Here is a 22188-nt window from a genome sequence, read left to right as displayed (position 1 = left end):
TTGTTTACTTTGTTAAAAATTGAAAAGAAACTGCTTCTGCACCTGCATGAGTCATAACACTGGCGCTAGCATACGCGGTTTCAAAATGTGCATGAGGTAATGCATCGCGGAGCATTTGAATAATTTTTTCAGAGTATTCAGATAACCCATCATGAGTAATCCCTACTTCAAGAATTTCTACCTTTGCTTGCTTCATCTCTTGTATAATTTTTTCATAACGCTTAATGATTGATTTTTTCCCACGGCCTTTTGAATCAGTTTCCAAAGCTCCGTTAATCATACTTAAATTTACTTTCAAATTAAGCATTTGTGATACCGCTCCTAATGTTCTACCAATTCGGCCACCTTTAATCATATTCGTTAAATCAACAATCGAAATATATAGAATCGTTTTGCTCCGAGTTGCATCAATCCGCGGCAAGGTTTCTTCTACTGATAATCCCTCTTCTGCACATCTAGCAGCTTCCAGTACTTGAAATGCCATCGCGCGTGCACAAAACTCTGAATCAATTACGGTTATTTTCCCATCTGCTAAAGCAGCTGCTTGTCTTGCACATTCTACTGTTCCACTTAGAGTGTGCGTTACCATGATTGCTAACACTTCACTACCATCTGCTGTCAATTGGTTATATAAATCCATATATCGACCAATGGATGGTTGAGAGCTTTTAGGAAGTTCTTCGCTAGCCATCATTTTTTCTAAAAATAGTGCTTTTTCTGCATCTGATCCATCTTCATGAATTTCACCGTTCAACATCGTGGATAAAGGAACAATCGTAATCCCGTACATGTCTATTTCTTCTTGGGTTAGGTGTACAGTTGAGTCTGTCAACACTTTAAAAGTTCTCATAGCTGCTCCTTCATTTTCATAATATAAATATCATCTATACTTCATTATACCTTTTTTATCATTTGGGGCAATTAGAATGTTCGAACTATTTATTTTGGTAAGAAAAAACACTCCTTCTCTTATTTATGTGAATCTATTCCACTTTTTTTATCAAGAAGAAAGTTGTATTATAAAAGTATATATGGAGGAGTTTAATTATGAAACCACTTGATAACAGTCAAAATACTATTCAAGAATTGTACGCAAACTATCCTGAGATGCCTTATATTTCATCACAACGTGATTTAAAGGAATGGCTTCATTCTATTCAAACTGGTTCTAGAAGCCTGGTTCCTTTGCGAAATATGAATCGCTTGGAAGAAGGGATTCTTCCTGGTTCAATTATCTTATTATGGCGAATTAATTTTGAAACCTTTACAACTAAAAGTATCTTCCCTAAATACTTTGAATACACTTATGGCATCAATGCCAATGATGCGCTCCAAGAACTTCAAGAAAAAGGTTACGCTCGTAAAGTTTCTGCATCTGGCTCTTTAACTCATTTGAATGCCCCCCAACTAAAAACAATCTTAAAGGAATTTGCTATTACTGGTTATTCTAAAATGAAAAAAGAAGATTTGTTACAATTGACTAGAGAACAGGTATCAGAAAATCAGTTAGCTGATCAATTTGATATTAGAGGGTATCGCATTACAGCTGAAGGAACAAAACTACTAGAAAAATATTCAGAGATTATCGATCGACATCCTAAAAAAACAATGAATTAACCCTTTTTACGAACATTAAATAAATGTATTACATTATAAGTTCGGTAATCACTATTTTTATCGTTGTTTTCGTTTCTTTTTGTGGTAAACTTAAGGAAATATGATTAAAGGAATGATTATTTTGTTATCAGAACAACCAACTTTAGAATTTATTAAGAATATGCCCAAAGCAGAACTTCATTTACATTTAGAAGGAACACTTGAGCCAGATTTGAAATTGAAACTTGCAAAACGAAATCATATCGATATTGGTCAAAATACGATTGAAGAAGTAAAAGCTGCATATGAATTTGATTCGCTTACTTCCTTTTTGAATGTATATTATCCTGCTATGAATGTACTACAAAAGGAAGAAGACTTTTATGAACTAGCAATGGCGTATCTGGCAAAAGCAAAAGAACATCATGTAGTCTATGCTGAGTTGTTTTTCGATCCACAAGCACATACAAGTAGAGGCATATCCTTCGAAACAGTTATCAATGGGTATTACCGTGCAATTGAAAACAGTCATACATTAGGAATCCATTCTTCTCTTATCATGTGTTTCTTACGTGACATGTCTGCAGAATCTGCAGCAGAAACTTTCGAACAAGCTCTTCCTTATCAAGATAAAATCTTAGGTATTGGATTGGATTCAGACGAAAGAGGGAATCCTCCAGAAAAATTTGCTGAAGTATTTAAGAAAGCAGAAGATGCTGGATTCAATATCACTATGCATTGTGATATCGACCAAGAGCAATCGATTGAAAACATCCGTCAAGCACTTATGGATATTGGTGTCGACAGATTAGATCATGGTACAAATATTGTAGAAGATCAAAAATTAGTTGATTATGTAAAAGAAAAAGGAATCGGTTTGACCTGTTGCCCCGTTTCAAACAGTTTTGTAGTGGATGATATGAAAGGGAAAGAAATTATTGAACTTTTAGATCAAGGTGTTAAAGTAACCATCCATTCCGATGATCCTGCTTACTTCCAAAGCTATGTATCCGATGATTTATTTGCTTTAAGTCAAAAATACGAGCTTACCTCAAGCCAAGTTATTCAACTGGTTAAAAATGCATTTGATATTGCTTGGACCACGGATGACAATAAAAAACTATATTTAGATTCTGTAGATAAATATGTTGAAAACTTTCAATAAATATATTTTTTAAAATACCAACTACATAATCCTTTCAGAAATTAGATTGGCACTCTAACTTCTGGAGGGATTTTATCTTTTTGGCTCTGCTTCCTCAATTGTTTTTTTTATGAAATTCCTTTACAATAAAAAGAAATTGTAGAGAAAAAGAGGTCCTTATGAATATACGATTTATAGAAAAAAAAGATAATTTTTTAGTAAAAGAGCTAATCCAAACTTCTCTAGAAGAAGTAGGTCTAGCTATTCCGGGAACTGCCTATTTTGATCCACACATTGATACTCTTTATGATTATTATGCAACAAATAAAAATGCAAACTATTGGGTAATCGAAAAAAATCATAAAATTATTGGTGGTGTTGGAATTGCTCCCTTCTCTTCTGACCATAAAATTTGTGAGTTACAAAAAATTTATGTAGCCAGTGATTTCCGTGGATTGGGTCTATCAAACACGCTGATGAATACCGCTCTAGAATATGCTTCAAATTATTATGAACAATGCTATTTAGAAACTCATTCTTCTTTAGAAGCCGCTTGTCGGTTATATGAAAAGTATGATTTCAGATTGTTAGATAAACCCATCGATGGAAGTGAACATTCTGCAATGGATGCTTGGTATGTAAAAGATTTATGATAAAGAAGGGTGATCCAGACAATGTCTAGAATGAAAGATTTCTTTGCTACTATTATCTTTTTAATAATTATTTTAACAATCATCTGTTTTTTGCTATCCTTCATACTGGCAAGTTATCGTAAAATAAGATTTAAGGTACCTTTTTTTAAAACTTTTCGTAGTTCTATGTTATCTCTCCTGTTCACTTTTTTGAATCCTTTTAGTTATTTATAATAAAATTTCTATCCAAAGCAAATGACACCTCCGATTTATTGGAAGGTGTCATTTAAACGTACAGAAACATACGTACCTTCTGCTACAGAATGTACGTCTAATTCATTCCCTACAAGTTTATCTTTTTCATTTCTGGCAATTATCATTCATTCAAGGTAAACTCAATGAACATATACTGGAGGGAAATAAGCATGGGAAAAACAATAAAAATTGACGACCAAATGCAAAAAGGACAGTATGAGTTAACTGAAAAAATGGGGGAAAATTTTGACCCAGAATTTAAACCAGAATTATCTCCAAAAGAACTATTAGAATTAGGAGTATTTGCAGGTAAATATATGACTGACTGCACAGATGAATTTCCAGCAGATTGGTTTGAAAATGCAAAGCTATCCCCTAAGAAAAAGGATATTTCTCTTAACTACTATAAAGTGGATGCCTCGCTCCCTTTAAAACATTGGCAAGAAAAGGGATGGATTCATGAAGAAGACCCGCGTGGTTGGTTTCAGTGGTATTGCCGGTACTATTACGGTCGAAGGCTTCCACAAGAAGATCAGCGTCAAATTAAACGCTGGAAAGCTATTACTAGACACGCAGGAGCTATCCGAAAGAATTGTGAACCAGGAGACTTGAGTTGTCGTAAAAAGCAAAGACAGACCCTTCTTCACTGGGCTTATGACAGCAGAGAAATGTGAAAAGGTTTATTAATTATATTTTATAAGGAGTTTTTATGGCTAAAATAAACGTACACCATCCAAAAATCCCCATCAATTTACGACCGGTACATTTTCAAGAAATATATGATGAAGAAGATCCCTATCTTCATAATTGCACCCTCTCCAACAGTACAATCGATGGAGAGGTCATTGATAAAGCTGAATTTTCTCAAGTAGTTTTTAAAAACATCATTTTTCATCAGGTATCTTTTGAAAAAATTGAACTAACAGATGTTGTTTTTGAAAATTGTGATTTGTCTAACACTAACTTCATGGAAGGAAACCTCCATCGGGTTGAGTTTAAGGAATGCAAGTTGTTAGGTGTTAACCTTTCAGAATCTAGCATGGCACATGTTCTCTTTAAAGATTCTATTTTAGATCTTAGTTCATATGGATACAGTCGTTTTAAACAAGTACGATTTGAAAGTTGTTCCATTAAAAATGCTGATTTCTATGAATGTACGTTTCATAAGCTTCGATTCAAACAATGTGATATCGATGGAATGAATCTTTCTGGAACTGCCCTCAAAGGAATGGACCTTAGTGATTCGACCTTTGAAAGAATTACTGTATCCTTAGAAGATTTAGAGGGATGTGAAGTTTCATCTGAACAGGCAATTGGATTTGCTTCTTTACTGGGACTAAAAGTAAAAACTTGATACATCTATTTAACAAAAAAAGACTGTGGAAAATCCCACAGTCTTTTTTTAATTCTTTATTTGGATGATTTCTTGATAGGCATCCAGAAACATCTCTTTTTCCATTGGGTCCGATGTGCCGTCCATCAAACGATCAAATAAATATTTTGCATGTTTTTTTATAATCTCATTACTTATATGATCTGATTCACTGATTATATGACGGTATGCTTTTATAACTGCAATCATCACGTATACATCCACTTCTCCATAATGAATAATTTGCAGAAATGTTTCACGTAATATTCGGTCCATATCATAACTTTCCCTATATATTTTACCGGCTTCGGCTTCCTCTTCCATCACCACATATCCTTCTTTCAGATTAGATAAATCACCTAAAAGAAGTCCTAAATTATTGATACAAAAAATAGCCGTATTTGGATCATTAATTCCTGGTGACAAAGATTTTACTGCTACTTCGACTATTTTTTGAATAGAAAACCGAAAATCTTGTTCTTCAGTTCTTCGCGTTCCTACTAAAATACTATTTTGGATGTCTTCCATTACTTCGTTATGATCTACATCATCTGGAACAAAGAGAAGCTCTCCGATTACTACTTGGTTTGTTACGAAATGCCCCATCACATTATTAAACCGAATAATCACACCATACTTTTTAGCCGTTCTCAACATTTGATTATAATCAATTTGCTGAATATACCCATTTTCACTACTTTTAATTGGTTGCCCAGGCATATGTTGTTTGAGTTCTTTTTTAGTAATATTCTTGTACTGAGCAATCTCTTCTTTATAAACGGTAATATCTTCAGCAGCTCGATCGTAGAGACGATCGATTAAATTACTTGCTTGGATATGCTTCCCTACACTATTAATAAATAAAATAAAGTTAAATAACCCAAAAATAATGTAGATAACCCCAATAGTCCCTGCAAGAATAGGCTTCGTTAAAAACTCTTCTCGAATAAATAACATACAAAGAATACTATAAATAAAACCACTTACAAAAATTCCAAATGACTTCATCGTCCGTTCATCTGACAAAAAATTTTCCACTACGCGTGGTGAAAATTCACTCATATAAATTGTTAAAACGACCATCGTTGTTGAAAAGGTGAACGTCGTAATATTAATAAAGGCACTTGAAATAATACCCAAAACTGATTTTGCTAAACTACCACTCGTTAAAAATAATTCTGGAAGGTATGGTTGAAGGTCAAAAATATAACCATTATCTAAAAGAACCACTACCGCTGCAAGTAGAGCTGCCATTAAACTATACAAAACTGGATATAACCAAATGCTTTTCTTTATGGTTTCAAACCAATGTTTTACTCTCATCCTGCACAACCTTTCGCTTATTTATGTTTCATCCAACCTAAAATCCAGTTCTGGACCTATTGGAACAATTCCAGTTGGATTAATATTCAAATGACTGCCGAAATAATGTTCTTTTATATGTTTAAAATTCACAGTTTCCGGAACTCCTACTTCGTTGTATAGTTCTCTTGTATACCTCCAGAGATTTTTATAGTCAACGATGCGCTTTAAATTACATTTGAAATGACTATAGTAAACACTATCAAAACGGATTAACGTTGTAAATAAACGCCAATCTGCTTCCGTAATTTCTTCTCCTAGTAGGAAGCGATTTTCATTTAGGATGCTTTCCAATTCATCTAAGGTCTTAAATAATTTAGATACTTCTTCTTCATAAACACTTTGTTCGGTTGCAAAGCCAGCTTTATAAACACCATTATTGACGGTATGATATATTTTTTCATTGATCGCATCAATTTCTGGGCGAAGTGCTTGAGGATAATAATCTCTTTTTTTGCTCCTACAGAATCAAATGCTGTATTTAACATTCTTAATATTTCAGAAGACTCATTATTCACAATTTGATTTTGTTGTAAATCATATAAAACAGGTACCGTTACTCGCCCACTATATTCTGGCTCGACATGTGTATATAGTTGATATAAGTATTTTGCATCGATAACAGGGTCAGCAATCACTCCTTCACCTGGTTCAAACGTCCACCCGTTCTCTGCCATGAGAGGATGGACAACAGAAACAGAAATAATGTTTTCTAAACCCTTTATTTTACGCATAAGGAGTGCTCGATGTGCCCAGGGACATGCGAATGCAACATAAAGATGATACCGATTCGGCTCTGCTTTGAAACCACCTTTTCCAGTGGGACCCGCACTTCCATCTTTTGTAATCCAATTACGAAACTGTGACTCTTGCCTGATAAAATGTCCTCCACTACTTTTGGTGTCATACCATTGGTCATGCCATTCTCCATCTACTAGTAACCCCATTTTATTTACTCCTTTCAAATTTAGAATAACTGTAAAATTTGCCCGCTAACTTTTAAAAAAATCAATATGTTATCTATAGTATATCGTATTTGTACTGTATTATGACAAATAATGTCTTTTTATAGAGCGATATCCGATATGATTACTTAAAATCTATCACATGAAATAACCCTCAACAAACAGACACGTACAGTCTTATTGTTGAGGGTTACTCCCTATAATGTAGCGAGTCGAATATCATGAATTCCTTGTACACTGCCTCTTCGTTCCATTTCAGCATCGATCGCATTTAAAACTTCCCACTTTTTCAAACTCCACTCGGGACCAATCAATGTGTCTCGCGGAGCATCGCCTGTTAGCCGATGAATCACAATTTCTTTTGGAATCATTTCTAGTTGATCACAAATTAATTCTACATAATGGTCTTTTTCAAGTAACTCTAATCTACCTTGCGCATAATCACGAACCATTTTTGTGTTTTTCATTAGATGTAGTAAATGTAATTTTACACCTTGAATATCAGAATCTACGATCATTCTCTCTACATTTTCTAACATCATTTCATGAGTTTCTCCCGGTAAGCCATTAATTAAGTGAGTACAGACCTTGATGTTGTGAGCTCTCAGTTTTTCAACTGCCTTCAAATACGTTTCATAAGAATGAGCACGATTAATTTTTTCACTCGTTTCTTCATGTATCGTCTGTAAACCCAACTCAATCCATACATACATTCTTTTATTTAACTCACTGAGGTATTCAATGGTTTCATCGGGCAAACAATCCGGTCTAGTTGCAATCATGATTCCAACTACCCCTTCTTCATTTACTACTTGTTCAAAGCGGTGTCGAAGAACATCTACTGGTGCATGTGTATTTGTAAAGTTTTGAAAATAAGCAATATATTTCGTGCTCTTAGGCCATTTTTTATGCATCATCTCTATACCTTTTCTTAATTGAATAGGTAAAGGGTCCACTCTACTTTGAGCAAAATCGCCCGATCCAGAGACACTACAAAATGTGCAGCCACCATGTGCCACCGTTCCATCTCGATTTGGACAATCAAACCCTCCATCTATCGCTACTTTAAAAACTTTTTCTCCAAACGTTTCTTTTAAATGTTCACTCCATGTATAATAACTTTTCTGTTGTTGCATAGCTATTTCATCTCCTCGTGAAAATAGTAACATTTAAATTTTGATTTGGATATCTCTTTTAAAATTTATTCATCTCAAAAAAATAACCACTCCCTTTAAATAGGAGTGGTTAAGACTAACTAAAATAGAAAGGATAGCATCGCTAAAATTGCTATTCCACCTTTCATCAAGATGATTTTTTTACTACCAGTAAAACTACCATATTCATACTAGTTTTTCTATTAATCTATTTGAATTCAGTTATTTTTTCAGGAGCAAAACGAACGGATTCGAACGTTTCCCCAGCTGCTTTCCCAATAGATAGAATCATAACAGGTACGTATCTTTCTTTATCAATTCCAACCGCATCAGCTATCTGATCTGCTTCAAAACCACCAATTGGATTTGTATCATAACCATGTGCACGGGCTACTAGCATTAATTGCATCGCAGCTAAACTAGAATCAATTTTTACAATGTCACTCATTTCTTTTTCCGTGAAGCTCTTGTAATAAGGAACAATAGCTGATACTTGTGCATCTCTCACTTCTACTGGCATTTTCCCTTGCTCTACTGCAGAGTCAAAAATTTCTTCTGTGTATTCATAACAGTGCATATCTCCAAAGATTAAAATCATTGCAGATGAAGTATCATTTTGAACCGTATTAAAACGGATCAAAGGTTTTAGTTTTGCTTTTACTTCATCACTTTCAGCAATTACAAAACGCCATGGTTGTAAGTTTACTGAAGAAGGTGCTTTTGTAGCTTCCGCAATCATTTCTAACATTTCTTCCTTACTAATCTTATAATTTTCATCGTACGCACGTACAGATCTTCTCCCAAATGTAATATCTGAGAAATCATTATTTATTATTTTGCTAGTCATTGTAACATCCTCTTTCTTTTTAAATAATTAGTATAATTTTTTCAGTAGATTTAATAATTGATGAGCCTCTTCATCGCTAATTGAAGGGTGTAACAATGTTTTTTTCAACCTATGCTCTTTCTCACAGGCATCCAGTCCATTCTTTGCTTTATCGGACAATTCAACAAAAATTTCTCTATTATTGTCTACATTCCGATTTCGATGAACAAAGTCGTTTTCCTCTAAAATTTTTAAATGACGAGTAATAGCGGCTCCATCAATTTTCATTTCTACTTGAATTTGGTTTTGAGAACAAATTCCTTTTTCTTTCAAAAACATCAACATTTCATAGCGTGTTAAACTAAACCCTGTTTCTTGTTCAAATAATGTATTTGCTTTTTGATTGGTTAATTTAATTTGATATAGCAAATTACTTATCTCTCTTAAGTTCATATTCGGCTTCCTTTCACACACTTGATGAGTCAATGGTTGATTGGTCAATCATACAACGGTCTACTTATTTTGTAAAGAACTTTGCTCATATTATTTAAAATAAAAAACTCCAGAAAAGTAGATCTTATGGATCTACTTTCTGGAAGCTATTCTCTTGTATACGAGAAGAATCACCTTTTCATAGGTAGGCCTACTAACTCTCAACAACTTCTTCTTTTAAATTTTGTTTCAATTAGTAAAGCTGAATAGATCCGCCATCAACCATAATTGTTTGTCCGGTTACATAACTACTCATATCACTGGCTAAAAATGCAGCTACTTGTCCAATATCTTTTTGTGGATCTCCTAAACGTTGTAAAGGAATCTCATTCACCATACTTTGATAAGCTTCTGGATGGTCTTGTTTCCAGTTTTCTACTCCTTCTGTCTCAGCTATAGGAGAGATGATATTTACTCGAATACCATCCGGTGCCCATTCATTTGCAACAACACGAGAAAGTCCACGAATTGCTTCTTTAGCTGCTGCATAAGAGGCTTGTTTGGCCATGCCCTTCATTGCTGAACCAGAAGCAAAATTAATTACCGAACCTTTAGATTTCTTTAATTCTTCATAACAGGCTCTCATCAAATAAGTTGTTGCTGCAAATCCTGTATGAAAGGATAATTCAAACATTTCCTTAGTTGTATCCATGAAATTCGCTTGACGAGATGCATGGGCATTATTGATTAAAACATCAATTTTTCCAAACTTTTCTACGACTATTTCTTTGATTTCTTCGGCACTTTTTTCTATAGAAATATCTTTTTTCATGAAAATAGCCTTTACTCCTGTATCCTCTAATTCTTTAACAAGAGCCTGACCACTTTCTTCATTTATATCTACAATCGCTATATTCGCTCCTGCTGTAGCCATCGCACGAGATATTCCCGCTCCAATTCCTCCTGCACCACCCGTTATAATTACTACTTTATCTTTTAATAACATCTATATCAGATCCTTCTTTTTATTTTTACAAAGTAAACCTTTACATTCATCTTCATCATAGCACTTCAAAATATGATAGGAAAGCAGACCGATTTGGAGAATTGAAAATGTTTATTTACCTGTATTCTAATTCTATAAAAAAAGCAGAAAAAATAGGCTTTATCCTACTTTTCCTACTTTTCCTACTTTTCCTACTTTCAAATTACTGTTTTATTTCCACCTTGTCGTTGCGCGGCTAATAGCTTTTCTGCCGTTTCTTCAATTAGTTCACTTGCTGTTTTTGTGGGACAATAAGTAGAAATTCCAGCACTTACAACTAACTTTTTAGAAATTGATAAGAATGAGTGCTGTGCTTTTTTACGTAGGGTCTCTGACAACACTTCAGCTTCTTCTAGGGATATATGTTCCAACACGAGCATAAAAATATTATCTCGGTAACGTCCTGCAGCAGACTCTTTATTAATTGATGAAGCTATCAAATCTCCCATTTCTTTTAGGTTTTCATCATTCATTATGGAACTAAAACCTTCTTCATATTGAGAGATTGTATCCACTCTTAAAAACATTAAAGAAAATCTTTGGTTGGTTTCTTTTGATTTATTTATTCGTTTCCCTAATTCCAATAAAATAGCTGGTCGAGTATATAAAGAAGTTAAAGAATCGATTTTTATTTTTATTTTTAACGTTGTATTTTTAAGCATTAATTGATCTCGTTCTGCTTCTTCTTCGGTAACGTCAAAGACAATTCCTTTTAAGAAGAGTGGATTGCCTTTCTCATCACGTTCTGTTACTTTTCCGCGGTCTCGATAAACCTTCCAAGAGCCATCAATTGCTTGAATACGATATTTCACTTCCCATACAGGGGTTTCACCAGAGAGATGTTTTTGCATTTGATCCATCACTGATTCATATTCATCTTCATGGATTTTTTCAGTAAAAAATTGGAACGGCACTTTTTCTGGTAAGTCTTCTTTTAAATATCCAAGTGTGGTTGCTTTTAAGGGGTTAAAGGTTACTTCATTTGTTGTGAAATCCCAAAACCACTGTCCTAAGTTTCCCGTCCATCCAAATTCTAATTTTTCAGTTTCTTGAAAGGTAAGTAGTAATTCTCTATGGAGCCTCTTTAATGATTCTAATTCTTTTATTAACTTTTCTTTTGTGTAGGTTTCATAATCATTCATAAAAAATGTTCTCCTTTGATTATACTTCTATCGTTCAACTAAGTATAATCAATTTGGGATGGAGATACAACGCTTCTTTACTTCCCGCTAAGACTTTATTGTATTCCAATTATTTTATATTTCCGACAATTAACTGATCGGTTTCTTTAAAGAGTTGATGTGCTAATCCTTCATCTTTTCCAAGTCCTTTTACTGAAGCTGGTTTCCTATCAATAAAAAATTTCCCTGTTATTCCCTTTACTTCTTGGCTTGTTGCTAAGTATATAGACGTTTGGGCTCCTTCTTCTGGTGTTTTAAAAAAAGGCCTTAAAAATTTATAAACTATTTTCCCAAACCCCGTTTCTCGATTAACTCCCATACTTGTTGCAACTGCTCCTGGATGAAGGACATTCACTGTAATACTTGTATCTACTAATCTTTTCGATAGTTCTTTCGCAAATAAAAGGGTCATCAATTTCGATCGTCCATAGTTCCCAGCAATAGAGAAACGGCTTTCTGGATAAAGATCTGATAAATCAAAACGAACCATCTTATATGCATTAGATGAAACAACGACAATACGTGCTTGCTCTGCTTTTTTTAAAAGAGGTAATAATAATTTCGTCAAATAAAAATGCCCGATATAGTTTACACCTACCATTTTTTCAAAACCATCTATTGTATATTCCTTTTTTAAAGAAAATACACCCGCATTATTTACTAACACATCAATCACAGAATATTTATTAATCAGTTCTTCTGCTGCTTGTTGAATACTTTTTAAAGAAGCAAGATCAACTACGATTAATTCTACTTGCTTATTTTTGGTCTTTTTAATAATCTCTTTTTGTGCTTGTTCACCTCTTTCTTTTGAACGACAAAGCATAATGACTTGAAAATTTTCTTTTGATAACTGTAATGCTGTTTCGTACCCAATACCGGTATTGGCTCCTGTTACTACTGCAATTTTCATTTTTCATCTCCCTACTTTCTTTTATATAGAAAGGATACCATTTCCAAAGATCAAACATAGCATTCCACTCAATATTATCTTTCCTAAATGGTATACTACTTATAAGAAACACTTAACAGGAGGCATCTATATGTACAACAAACAAATTAATATAACTTATGAATTTTTAATGAGTCTTTTTTTACTCTTTTCAGGTATTCTACTTTTCCAACACGGTAGTATGGCGCTTCAACTTCTTTTTAATTTTGTTGGGATCAGTATGACTGCTACAGGAATTTTAAGTTTGCTTCGGATTTTCATTAAGAAACTAACAAAAAAAGAAAGTCAACTTCCACTTTCTCGTGCGATTGTAGAAATCACAGTGGGTTTGCTCATTCTTTTTTATCCAAACTTACCTATCTCCATCTTTGGATTTATTTGCGGGATTTACTTTATGATTCTTGCCGTTATTCATTTTGTAACCTATACGATCGAACGTCGAAACAAAGTATTATCTCGTTATCGAACGTTATTTCTCACCATCGCTTATTTGATAATCGGCGTCCTTTTAGTTTTTTCTCCTTATTTATATTCTAGTTTCGTGATGAATGTTATTGCTATTTATTTTATTTTTTACGGATTAAGTTTATTGAGCGATGTAGCAAGAGAACTGACTCCTCCTTCAGAAAAACAAAAACTAAAACGAAGAATACGGATTACTTTACCTATATTTATTGAGGCACTCCTTCCTCGAATCGTGCTAAATGATGTAAACTCATTCCTGCAAGTAGATCCGGAACAGAAAACAGATGATGTACCTGATTATCAAGAAAAGAAAGATAACAACGAATATGACTTAGAAATTTTTGTACATATTACAGAAAAAGGATTCGGTGCAATTGGTCATATTGATTTATTTTTTGAAGGTGTCTGTATCGCTTTTGGAAATTACGATGCAGATAGTTTACGATTATTTGATACGATTGGTGATGGGGTTTTATTTGTTACTGAACGTGAGAAGTACATTCCTTTTGCTATTGAACAAGGTCAAAAAACGTTGTTTGGATTTGGCCTTCGTCTAACGGATGCTCAAAAAGAAGCCGTTCGTAGTCGTTTAGATTTGATAAAAGAAGATCTAGTACCATGGAATCCTCCAGCTTATACTGGAAAAGATGATAGCTATTCAGCAAAATTAAATCATGCTGCTCCCACCCGATTCTTTAAATTTAAAAAAGGAACATTTAAGACTTATTTTGTTCTAGGTTCTAACTGCGTAAAACTAGCTGATTTTGTAATTGGTGGAGCGGGGATTGATAAAATGAATGGAATTATTTCTCCAGGAACTTATTTTGACTATTTAAATAAGGAATACGCATCTAATCGGATGCTCGTTGTTTCAAAACAAATCTATAATTAAAAAAGGAAGGAGCGATAGAAATGACTATTTCTTTACGTGCAATAAAAATAGCTTTTGCAACGACGATTGCTATTTTACTAGCACAAACCTTCCAACTAGAATATAGTGTCTCCGCAGGAATTATAGCTATTTTAAGTGTGCTAGATACAAAAAAATCATCCGTTACAATTGCTCTACAAAGGATTGGTTCCACTATTCTTGCTCTAACTTTAGCAACTATTCTTTTTCAATTAATCGGATTTACGATCCTTGTTTTTGGACTCTACCTTTTGATTTATATTCCACTCGCCTATCAACTGAAAGTAGAAGTAGGTATTGCTCCTTGTTCGGTACTTGTCTCCCACTTACTCTTAGAACAAAGTACTTCTGTGGGATGGCTAGCAAATGAGTTGTCCTTAATGATTATTGGTGCAGGAATTGCTATTATATTTAATTTATATATGCCTTCAAAAGAAACTGAATTACTACATGCAAGAGATCAAATTGAAGAAAAAATGAAAAATATTTTAACAGAGTTCAGCCTTATTCTAAAAGAAGGATTTGCAAATGAAAGAGCAGCTCTTTTAATAAAAGAACTGGATTATGATTTGAAAAAAGCAGAGAAAGTAGCTTATACGGAACACAACAACCAATTATTCAGTCGAGAAGAAGATTATATGATTCACTATATTCACATGCGCCAACAGCAAGTAAAAATACTTTCCGAGATGTCGGTTGATTTAAGTGTTTGTTATTTACCTACAAAGCAAAATATGATCTTAGCAAATTTATTTCATCAAACGGCAAATCAACTACATGAGAGTAATCCCGTAGTCGACTTAAGGAAAGACATTCAAGATTTGTTAAATGATTTTAGAAATAGTGACTTACCTAAAACAAGACGAGAATTTGAAAATCGAGCAACACTATTTATTTTATTGAATGATTTCACACGGTTCATCCAAATTAAAAAAGAATTTTTTGAAGAACAAATTAGTAATTAAAATTTAAATAAAAAAAGGCAGATCGTCATCAAGACCATCTGCCTAATATTTTAATCTTTATTCTTTTGAGGATTTTTTATTGTACACAACTATAGCTGCTCCAATAACTAATACCATCATTCCTAGTAATGAATAGATATTTCTTTTTGTTCCAGTTTCAGGTAATGACTCCTCTTTAGAGTTGCTTGGTTTTTCTTTGTCCTCTATTTTACCAGGCTTCTCTGATGATTCTGGTTTCTTATTAGAGCTTGCGTTTGTATCTGACTCGTCATCTAGATCTGCTTCGCCACCTGTATTTGATTTGTCATCTGCATCTGCTCCGCCACCTATATTTGATTCGTCATCTATATCTGCTCCGCCACCTATATTTGATTCGTCATCTGCATCTGCGTCTGTTTCATCTTCTGGATCTGTATCGCCATCTGGGTCTACATCATCTTCTGGGTCAACTGGTATACTTGGCTCTAGTGGTATTAAAGGAATTTCTGCACTTTGTCCTTCAAAGTTAAACACATACCCATTCTCTACTTTTTCAGACGTATATTTTCCATTTGTTTCAGCAAATAGATCTGCAAGTGTTTCTCCATACTCTAAAGCTTTTTCTACACTTCCTTCGTAATCAAACACATAGAATTCGTTATAAATTCCATCTTTGTTTTTTACTTTGAACGTTAATGTATAGATTTCCACTTCTGGTATTTCTATTTCTAACCCTTCAAAATTAAAGATATAACCATTCTCAACTCGTTCATAATTGTAATCTCCATTTACTTCTGCAAACAGAATTGCTAGCGATTCTCCATACTCTAAAGCTGCTTCCTCACTACCTTCATAAATTGCTGTGTAAAATTCATTGTAATCTTCATTTTCGTCTTTTACTTTAAAAGTTAGAGTGTATTTTTCAACTTCTAGTCCTTCAAAGTTAAACACATACCCATTCTCTACTTCCTCATACATATACTCCCCATTTGTTTCAGCAAATAAAACGGCCAGTTTTTCTCCATATGCTAAAGCTGTCTCTTCCTTAGCTTCGTAATCTACTACATAAAATTCATTATAAATTCCATTTTTGTCTTTTACTCTAAATGTTAGTGTAGAATATTCTACTTCAGGTACTTGATTTTCTAATGCTTCGAAATTGAATACGAAGCCATTATCTGCTGTTTCATAGATATAATCCCCATAAATTTCAGCAAATTTAACTGCTAATTTTTCTCCATAATCAAGTGCTGTTTCTTCATTACCTTCATAATTTACTACATAGAATTCATTGTAAACATCACTCTCATCTTTTACTTTGAACGTTAACGTATAGAGTTCCACTTCAGGGGTTTCTATTTCTAATCCTTCAAAATTGAATACAAAACCATTCTCTACTGCTTTATACGTATATTCTCCATAGAGTGCAACAAATTCAGTTGCTAGACTTTCACCGTACTCTAAAGCTGTTTCTTCATTACTTTCATAGTCTGTCGTGTGGAATTCATTATAAACTCCATCCTCATCCTTTACTTTGAATGTAAGTGTATAAACTTCCACTTCAGGTACTTCTATTTCTAAACCTTCAAAGTTAAATACAAAACCATTATCTACTGCTTCATAGGTATATTCCCCATATTTATCAGCAAATTTGGCTGCTAGACCTTCTCCATGCTCTAAAGCTGCCTCTTCACTACCTTCATAGTCAGCTGTATGGAATTCATTGTAGGTATCATTTTCGTCTTTTACTTTGAATGTTAGCGTATAGTTTTTTGCTTCTGGTGTTCCTTCTCCTGGTTCTTCTGAAGGATCAGCATTCCATATGCTAAGTTTTGCACTATTACCAGACTCTATCGAGTTAAGTTTTAAGTAACCATTTGATGCTTCTTCATCAATTAAAATGAAGGTTACTTGATCCCCATTAAACTCTTCGTTCAGCACTTCTGAAGCATCCAATGTATATTCTGTTGCTCCTGCCGCTAAAAAGTCGATATTACCAACCTTTGTTCCTCCAACTGAAGTAATCCAATCTAAAACATCGGTATTTCCTTTGTTTTCCGTTACTCTTGAATCATTATTCAACCCTTCTATACTTTCCCAAGTAATATCTGCTGGTAATGATTGATTGGTGGCATACACTGCTACTGATATATCTTGATCTAAACTTGCCAAGGATAGTCCTAGCTTTCCTGCTTTGATAGACTCAGAATTCATTAAGTCAAATTCAATAATAGGCATTCTAATTGTTGTTTGCCCACCACTAGTTTTTAAGTCTAACGTTTTCTTTGCATTATAGGTTTCTGAATTTCCAACTTTTGATGATAATTCAATATATGTATCTTGAGTTGCATCCACTTCTTCATCAGCTACACCAAGATTTCCTTCTTCACTTTCATCTTCGTCACTTCCACCTACCGTATCCCAAATGTTTAACGTAGGTGCGTATTCTTCTTCCATCGAATAAAGTTTTAAATATGTATTTACTCCTGCTTCATCTAACAGAATAAAAGTAATATTTTCTTCTTCCAAATCTTTGTTTACAAATTTGGAAACATTCATTTTATGTTCCATAATATTTTCATCTAATGCAAATTCCATTTCTCCAACTTTTTCTGCCTGGATGGATTTTAGCCAGTCTAAAACATCAGTATTTCCTTTATTTATTCTTGAATCTACACCTAATCCTTCTGTGTTCGCCCATGTAATATCTTCAGGTAATACTTCAGTTGTTGCATATACACTAATGGTTGTATCTTGTTTATCTAAACTTTTTTTAGATAGTACAAGTTCTGCTGAAGCTACGTCTTTATCATAATTAGCTACATTAAATTGAATGATTGGCATACGAATATACTTCTGTGAACCACTTGTTTTCAGCTCTAATTGATTGCTTGAATTTTTTGGTTCAGAGTTCGCAACGGGTTGCTTGACTCCGTCTGTATCTTCTTCTTCAGTCAACTCAATAAACGTATCCATTACCGCATTGATTGTTCCTGTTGGATCTGTTTCAGGAAGTTCGATTTCTTTTTCTGGCTCTGTCGGTACGTTGTCATAATCATGTTCTAGAGTAACACCAAAAATAACTACTTCACCATATGCACCTTTTATGTCGCCTTTTGAAAGATTTGATTGCGTATACATACCTGCTTTGAAATAATTTCCATGTTTTTCTACAGGATATTCGACCTTTAACTCACCGTTGTAGTAAACGTAAACAATATTGTTCATTGCTTCAATTTTAACTTGGAAGCGAGTTCCTAATTGATAGTTTGATTCTAATGTACCAAGATCGACACCTTCTGCTTGAACAAACAATCTTTCAGCTTCCAAACGAATCATAACCACATCATCATCCGCATCATGAATTTGTCCAACCGTTACTTCATTTTTAACTGCTGGTAAAGAGGTAACCATCTGATCAATCACCATAGTATGTTTACCTTCTGCAGTTGACCAATCAGCATGCTCTGTTCCTCCGTTTTTCATTTCACGAAGTTCCGTTCTTGGATAATTAGAGTTAGGCGTTGTAGCTCCATCTACTGGTGCATTAAAGACAACTCCCGTTTGTTCTGCATTCACATAATAGAAATCTTCATCAAAGAACTCTTCCAGTTCTGGTTGTTTAACTTCTACTGGTTTGGTACCGCTCTCATCATATCTTGCAGTATTTATTTTCCAATTTGTTAAATCAAGAATCTCTGTAGGAAGCATGCTTTCTTTATAATCTTTTGTTCTCGTATCAACTATTTTCTGATCAGAAATATTTGTAAATGTATTATTATCATATTCTATCTTTCTACCAGAAGATATATAAACACCATTTGTATTATTATCAAATGTATTGTCTTCTATAATGATGTCATATGGAATACCAAAACCACGCGCTTGTTGCCCTGTAGCAGCTGTTCCGTTATCGTAATCCATATAAACAGAATAGAAACCTGCTGATTGATTATCTTTAATTGTATTGCCTGTTACACGCGTTCCGGGTGCATTCTGTAAATAAATTCCTTTTGCATTAGGGACTGTTGATCCTATTATCGTATTATTTTCAATAATGGTATCTTCTGTACCTAAGTGAATTTTTATCCCTTCACGAGAATTAGAAATCGTATTATCATGGATATAATTTCCTGGACCTGATTTATCATGGGTCGCTCCAGTATTTCCTGCTGCAATTCCAGCACCTGTCTTTATATCTTTAATCGTGTTTCCATAAATTTCATTTAAATACTCATCTTCACCATGGATATCAATTGCATCCAATTTTGTTTCCGTTAGCACATTATTATAAATAGCATTATTGTGGGTATAATATTGTAGAATTACGCCGTGACGTAAGTAAGGTCCTATGAATTGACTATTTTTAACCACATTATGCTTGGAATCATTGCTAAATCCTGTACGATCTCTGTTATTACCTGCGCCTTGAATCGATACTCCGTATCCAGCTCCAACGCCACCAAGGTCCATCGCATTCTGGAAAATTGCTGCATCAATAACAACATCAGAACTATTCTCAACACGAATCCCCATCGTTTGATATTTTTCAATAAGTACATTTTTAATCAAAATATTTTTTGAAGGTTTATTTAATTGAATACCTGTATCTAAATCTAGATACCCTTCCCTATCTCTAATCCGGATGGGAACTTTCAATCCATCAGCATTTGGATTATTAACTGTATGATCCACTTCATAGTCTACAACTAAATCTGCCGTAATCGTTATATCTGAAATAACAACATCTTCTACACCCAACATCAGAATAAGCATATCATTATATCCAGAATCGGATGGTGTAGCCATAAAAATAGTTCCTTCACGACTTTCTCCACGAAGATTTACTCCATCTTTCATTTTTAAATATTCAACAATGGTATACGTTCCATTAGGAAAATATAGTTCTGTTCCTACTTCAGCCTCGTCAATCAATTTTTGGATTGCAGTACTTTGATCATTTTCAGAAGTATCTACACCATTTTTTGTAACATCAATCGTTGTCGTTGCTACATTAGCTACTGGCTCTGCATGATCCGAACCATCTGCATTTACAAGTCCAGGTTGTGTATAAGTCAAAGCAGATCTTTGCTCTTGTTCAATATTTAAAGTTGGATCTAAAGGATCACTGTCATTTCCATAAATATGGAAGTCAAAAATACTAATCCAATCTCCAGAACCTTTTGATTCATCATAAAATTCATAACCATATCCTGTAAATCTAACATAACGAGCAGTTGTATCTTTAACATCAAATCCAACCAAATCGTTTGTAGCTTTTTCTTCAGGAGTAGATGTTTGATCGAGTAGTTTCACCCATTCTTTTTTATCATTAGATACTTCAATATCAAAGATGGTACGTCTTACATCTCCATTATTAAACGAGATACCGACCTTTGCCACATTCTTTTCTTCTCCAAGGTCATAAACAGCCCATTGGGGTTCTTTATCTGCTTTAGAAGCCCATCTTGTACTACTAATATTATCTAGTGTATTTTCAATAACGTTTCCATCATCGCCACTTGCCCAAACATCAACAATATCATAGCGTTTCTTATTTTCTTCCCCATGAACTAAAGCAGCAAAATTAAATGAACTCAGCATCAACATTAAAACAAGTAAAACCCTTCCAATCTTTTGCCTCATTTTTTCTCCTCCATTAATTTTTTATTGTTGGTATCCAAACAATAAATGTATATTTCATTGCAAATACGCAAATGATTTGCAAATACGCAAATACAATGATTACTCTATCATTTCTACTTCAGAAGTGCAAGCCCTTTCATTTCATTTTTTTCAAAATACTTCTAAAACAATTATCTATAAGTTATACTCTTCATTTTTATATAGTGTGGGATAAACTCAACGATTATTGACTTAGCGTTCTTTTAAGTTGATTTCTCGTAAAATAATCAACATTTCAAAAAAATTACTATATATCATTCAGACAAGAGGTTATCTTTCTTGCTGTGGACAGGCTGTAATAGATACTAATCAATCCTCAGATTCGATGGAAAGTAATCAGAAGAAAAATATAATTATGTACAAAGGAACACTAGATTCTCAAAATAAAACAAGATGTAAGCTGCTGTTTTAGCAACTTACATCTTGTAGACTGTGAATTTTTCTGAAGCTTCTATAGTATCAGTAGCACCTTCCATACGATCAGTTCAAACCTCCATTTTATTTCCTACTTTATAAGTAGGAGTCTCGGCTATTTTTGATTCTTCCGGAATATCGCTTAATTCGTCATTAATAGAACAAGCAGCTATCAAAGTGACCGCAGATAAGCTCAACAGACTTGCAACTTTTTTTAACTATTCTAATTTTAAATTCTCAACCATATTTCTTTTGATGGGCTTTTTTAAGCTTCAAATAATCTTCATCTTCCCTTACTGTTTTCCATTTGATCATGAAAATAGCAGCTGATTCTGCTTTCTCTGGATCAAGTTCGCGTTCCTTTACTTTTCCGTCTTTATCGTACTTTCTACCACTTTTATGATTGGCATAACGACGAGACCGCGTATACCCCATTTGAATAAATTTTCTTGCCATATCCATTCCTACGAAGTCATCCTTTTCTTTATAATCTAAAAACATCTGGTAAATCTTTTCAGATGATTCTTTGGCAATCTCCGGTGTTTTGAAACGCCAATGGGGAAGAATTTCGCTTTTATATGGTTCCACTAATAATACACCCTGTTCTCCTCTACCCACTCGATAAAGTTCAGGACGTTCACGAAAATTGATTGTCTCAAAATCTAAATCATAATCGAAAGCCATTTTTGTTCCTCCTAGCTTGTCAATTCTATAAAAATGAATCATTTGGTTGATGGAAATCCATCACAATTCCAAGTGTCTTTATTTTTCTAAAAACTAATTCGGTCTTTTTAGATTTGTTCTGAGGATTGGTGATAGCTTTCATCAATTTCAACATCTAAATTGAGTTGAGA

17 protein-coding genes and 1 pseudogene are annotated in these 22188 nt (G+C 33.9%); 7 read left to right on the top strand and 11 right to left on the bottom strand.

The genetic code is table 11. The features are described from left to right. Positions 1–4: 4 nt before the first annotated feature. Positions 5–850, bottom strand: a complete 846-nt coding sequence (locus LZ578_RS03950) for a DegV family protein (protein ID WP_235146035.1) — start codon at positions 848–850, stop codon at positions 5–7. Positions 851–1047: 197 nt separating this feature from the next. Between LZ578_RS03950 and LZ578_RS03945 the strand changes: the two genes are divergently transcribed. The 5 genes from LZ578_RS03945 (at position 1048) to LZ578_RS03925 (ending at position 4981) form a co-directional block, all read left to right on the top strand. Continuing rightward, positions 1048–1617, top strand: coding sequence for a hypothetical protein (locus tag LZ578_RS03945; RefSeq protein WP_235146034.1), 570 nt, complete (start codon positions 1048–1050; stop codon positions 1615–1617). Positions 1618–1717: 100 nt separating this feature from the next. Beyond that, positions 1718–2761, top strand: a complete 1044-nt coding sequence (gene add, locus LZ578_RS03940; protein ID WP_235146033.1) for an adenosine deaminase — start codon at positions 1718–1720, stop codon at positions 2759–2761. A 158-nt stretch (positions 2762–2919) separates the two neighbouring features. After that, the gene (locus tag LZ578_RS03935; protein WP_235146032.1) at positions 2920–3393 is read left to right on the top strand and encodes a GNAT family N-acetyltransferase; all 474 of its coding nucleotides are present in this window, start codon (positions 2920–2922) and stop codon (positions 3391–3393) included. Positions 3394–3797: 404 nt separating this feature from the next. Then, positions 3798–4301 (top strand): hypothetical protein, encoded by a 504-nt coding sequence (locus LZ578_RS03930; RefSeq protein ID WP_235146031.1) that lies wholly within the window; start codon positions 3798–3800, stop codon positions 4299–4301. A gap of 35 nt (positions 4302–4336) precedes the next feature. Then, positions 4337–4981, top strand: coding sequence for a pentapeptide repeat-containing protein (locus LZ578_RS03925; RefSeq protein ID WP_235146030.1), 645 nt, complete (start codon positions 4337–4339; stop codon positions 4979–4981). Between the two features lie 48 nt (positions 4982–5029). Here LZ578_RS03925 and LZ578_RS03920 read toward each other — a convergent pair whose 3' ends face one another. The 8 genes and pseudogenes from LZ578_RS03920 to LZ578_RS03885 all read right to left on the bottom strand — a co-directional run bounded on the left by LZ578_RS03920 (position 5030) and on the right by LZ578_RS03885 (position 12877). Next, positions 5030–6322 carry a DUF2254 domain-containing protein gene (locus tag LZ578_RS03920; RefSeq protein ID WP_235146029.1) on the bottom strand — a complete coding sequence of 431 codons (1293 nt, stop codon included), beginning with the start codon at positions 6320–6322 and terminating at the stop codon, positions 5030–5032. 21 nt (positions 6323–6343) lie between these two features. Then, positions 6344–7308, bottom strand: a pseudogene (locus tag LZ578_RS03915) (glutathione S-transferase family protein). A gap of 215 nt (positions 7309–7523) precedes the next feature. Next, a complete protein-coding gene (locus LZ578_RS03910; protein ID WP_235146028.1) occupies positions 7524–8462 on the bottom strand; it encodes a TIGR01212 family radical SAM protein in 939 nt (312 codons plus the stop codon). A gap of 226 nt (positions 8463–8688) precedes the next feature. Continuing rightward, complete coding sequence (locus LZ578_RS03905) at positions 8689–9327, bottom strand: nitroreductase family protein (protein WP_235146027.1); 639 nt, start codon at positions 9325–9327, stop codon at positions 8689–8691. A 27-nt stretch (positions 9328–9354) separates the two neighbouring features. After that, positions 9355–9759, bottom strand: a complete 405-nt coding sequence (locus LZ578_RS03900) for a MarR family winged helix-turn-helix transcriptional regulator (RefSeq protein ID WP_235146026.1) — start codon at positions 9757–9759, stop codon at positions 9355–9357. Positions 9760–9991: 232 nt separating this feature from the next. Next, positions 9992–10744, bottom strand: coding sequence for an SDR family NAD(P)-dependent oxidoreductase (locus LZ578_RS03895; protein ID WP_235146025.1), 753 nt, complete (start codon positions 10742–10744; stop codon positions 9992–9994). Positions 10745–10941: 197 nt separating this feature from the next. Then, entirely contained in the window at positions 10942–11925 is a 984-nt protein-coding gene (locus tag LZ578_RS03890; protein WP_235146024.1) for a sensor domain-containing diguanylate cyclase, read from the bottom strand. A 109-nt stretch (positions 11926–12034) separates the two neighbouring features. After that, positions 12035–12877, bottom strand: a complete 843-nt coding sequence (locus tag LZ578_RS03885; protein ID WP_235146023.1) for an SDR family oxidoreductase — start codon at positions 12875–12877, stop codon at positions 12035–12037. A 130-nt stretch (positions 12878–13007) separates the two neighbouring features. On the opposite strand from LZ578_RS03885, the gene LZ578_RS03880 reads away from it, so the two are divergent. Then, complete coding sequence (locus LZ578_RS03880; protein WP_235146022.1) at positions 13008–14273, top strand: HdeD family acid-resistance protein; 1266 nt, start codon at positions 13008–13010, stop codon at positions 14271–14273. A gap of 20 nt (positions 14274–14293) precedes the next feature. After that, positions 14294–15256: an aromatic acid exporter family protein gene (locus tag LZ578_RS03875; protein WP_235146021.1), complete on the top strand. Its 963-nt coding sequence runs from the start codon at positions 14294–14296 to the stop codon at positions 15254–15256. 57 nt (positions 15257–15313) lie between these two features. Here the strand turns inward: LZ578_RS03875 and LZ578_RS03870 are convergent, their stop codons facing one another. Together LZ578_RS03870 and LZ578_RS03865 are read right to left on the bottom strand one after the other, a co-directional pair. After that, positions 15314–20881, bottom strand: coding sequence for a polysaccharide lyase family 7 protein (locus tag LZ578_RS03870; protein WP_235146020.1), 5568 nt, complete (start codon positions 20879–20881; stop codon positions 15314–15316). 690 nt (positions 20882–21571) lie between these two features. Then, positions 21572–22018, bottom strand: coding sequence for a DUF4385 domain-containing protein (locus LZ578_RS03865; protein WP_235146019.1), 447 nt, complete (start codon positions 22016–22018; stop codon positions 21572–21574). Positions 22019–22188: the final 170 nt, after the last annotated feature.

It is taken from the genome of Jeotgalibaca sp. MA1X17-3, assembly GCF_021513155.1.
In the GTDB taxonomy this organism is placed as follows: Bacteria; Bacillota; Bacilli; order Lactobacillales; family Aerococcaceae; genus Jeotgalibaca.
The sequence above is the reverse complement of the archived record's forward strand: the minus strand, read 5'-3'. Positions and strand labels throughout refer to the sequence as shown.

Coding starts and splice junctions, on each gene's coding strand:
- LZ578_RS03950 (WP_235146035.1), bottom strand. CDS start 850: ATGAGAACTTTTAAAGTGTTGACAGACTCAACTGTACACCTAACCCAA.
- LZ578_RS03945 (WP_235146034.1), top strand. CDS start 1,048: ATGAAACCACTTGATAACAGTCAAAATACTATTCAAGAATTGTACGCA.
- add (WP_235146033.1), top strand. CDS start 1,718: ATGATTAAAGGAATGATTATTTTGTTATCAGAACAACCAACTTTAGAA.
- LZ578_RS03935 (WP_235146032.1), top strand. CDS start 2,920: ATGAATATACGATTTATAGAAAAAAAAGATAATTTTTTAGTAAAAGAG.
- LZ578_RS03930 (WP_235146031.1), top strand. CDS start 3,798: ATGGGAAAAACAATAAAAATTGACGACCAAATGCAAAAAGGACAGTAT.
- LZ578_RS03925 (WP_235146030.1), top strand. CDS start 4,337: ATGGCTAAAATAAACGTACACCATCCAAAAATCCCCATCAATTTACGA.
- LZ578_RS03920 (WP_235146029.1), bottom strand. CDS start 6,322: ATGAGAGTAAAACATTGGTTTGAAACCATAAAGAAAAGCATTTGGTTA.
- LZ578_RS03910 (WP_235146028.1), bottom strand. CDS start 8,462: ATGCAACAACAGAAAAGTTATTATACATGGAGTGAACATTTAAAAGAA.
- LZ578_RS03905 (WP_235146027.1), bottom strand. CDS start 9,327: ATGACTAGCAAAATAATAAATAATGATTTCTCAGATATTACATTTGGG.
- LZ578_RS03900 (WP_235146026.1), bottom strand. CDS start 9,759: ATGAACTTAAGAGAGATAAGTAATTTGCTATATCAAATTAAATTAACC.
- LZ578_RS03895 (WP_235146025.1), bottom strand. CDS start 10,744: ATGTTATTAAAAGATAAAGTAGTAATTATAACGGGTGGTGCAGGAGGA.
- LZ578_RS03890 (WP_235146024.1), bottom strand. CDS start 11,925: ATGAATGATTATGAAACCTACACAAAAGAAAAGTTAATAAAAGAATTA.
- LZ578_RS03885 (WP_235146023.1), bottom strand. CDS start 12,877: ATGAAAATTGCAGTAGTAACAGGAGCCAATACCGGTATTGGGTACGAA.
- LZ578_RS03880 (WP_235146022.1), top strand. CDS start 13,008: ATGTACAACAAACAAATTAATATAACTTATGAATTTTTAATGAGTCTT.
- LZ578_RS03875 (WP_235146021.1), top strand. CDS start 14,294: ATGACTATTTCTTTACGTGCAATAAAAATAGCTTTTGCAACGACGATT.
- LZ578_RS03870 (WP_235146020.1), bottom strand. CDS start 20,881: ATGAGGCAAAAGATTGGAAGGGTTTTACTTGTTTTAATGTTGATGCTG.
- LZ578_RS03865 (WP_235146019.1), bottom strand. CDS start 22,018: ATGGCTTTCGATTATGATTTAGATTTTGAGACAATCAATTTTCGTGAA.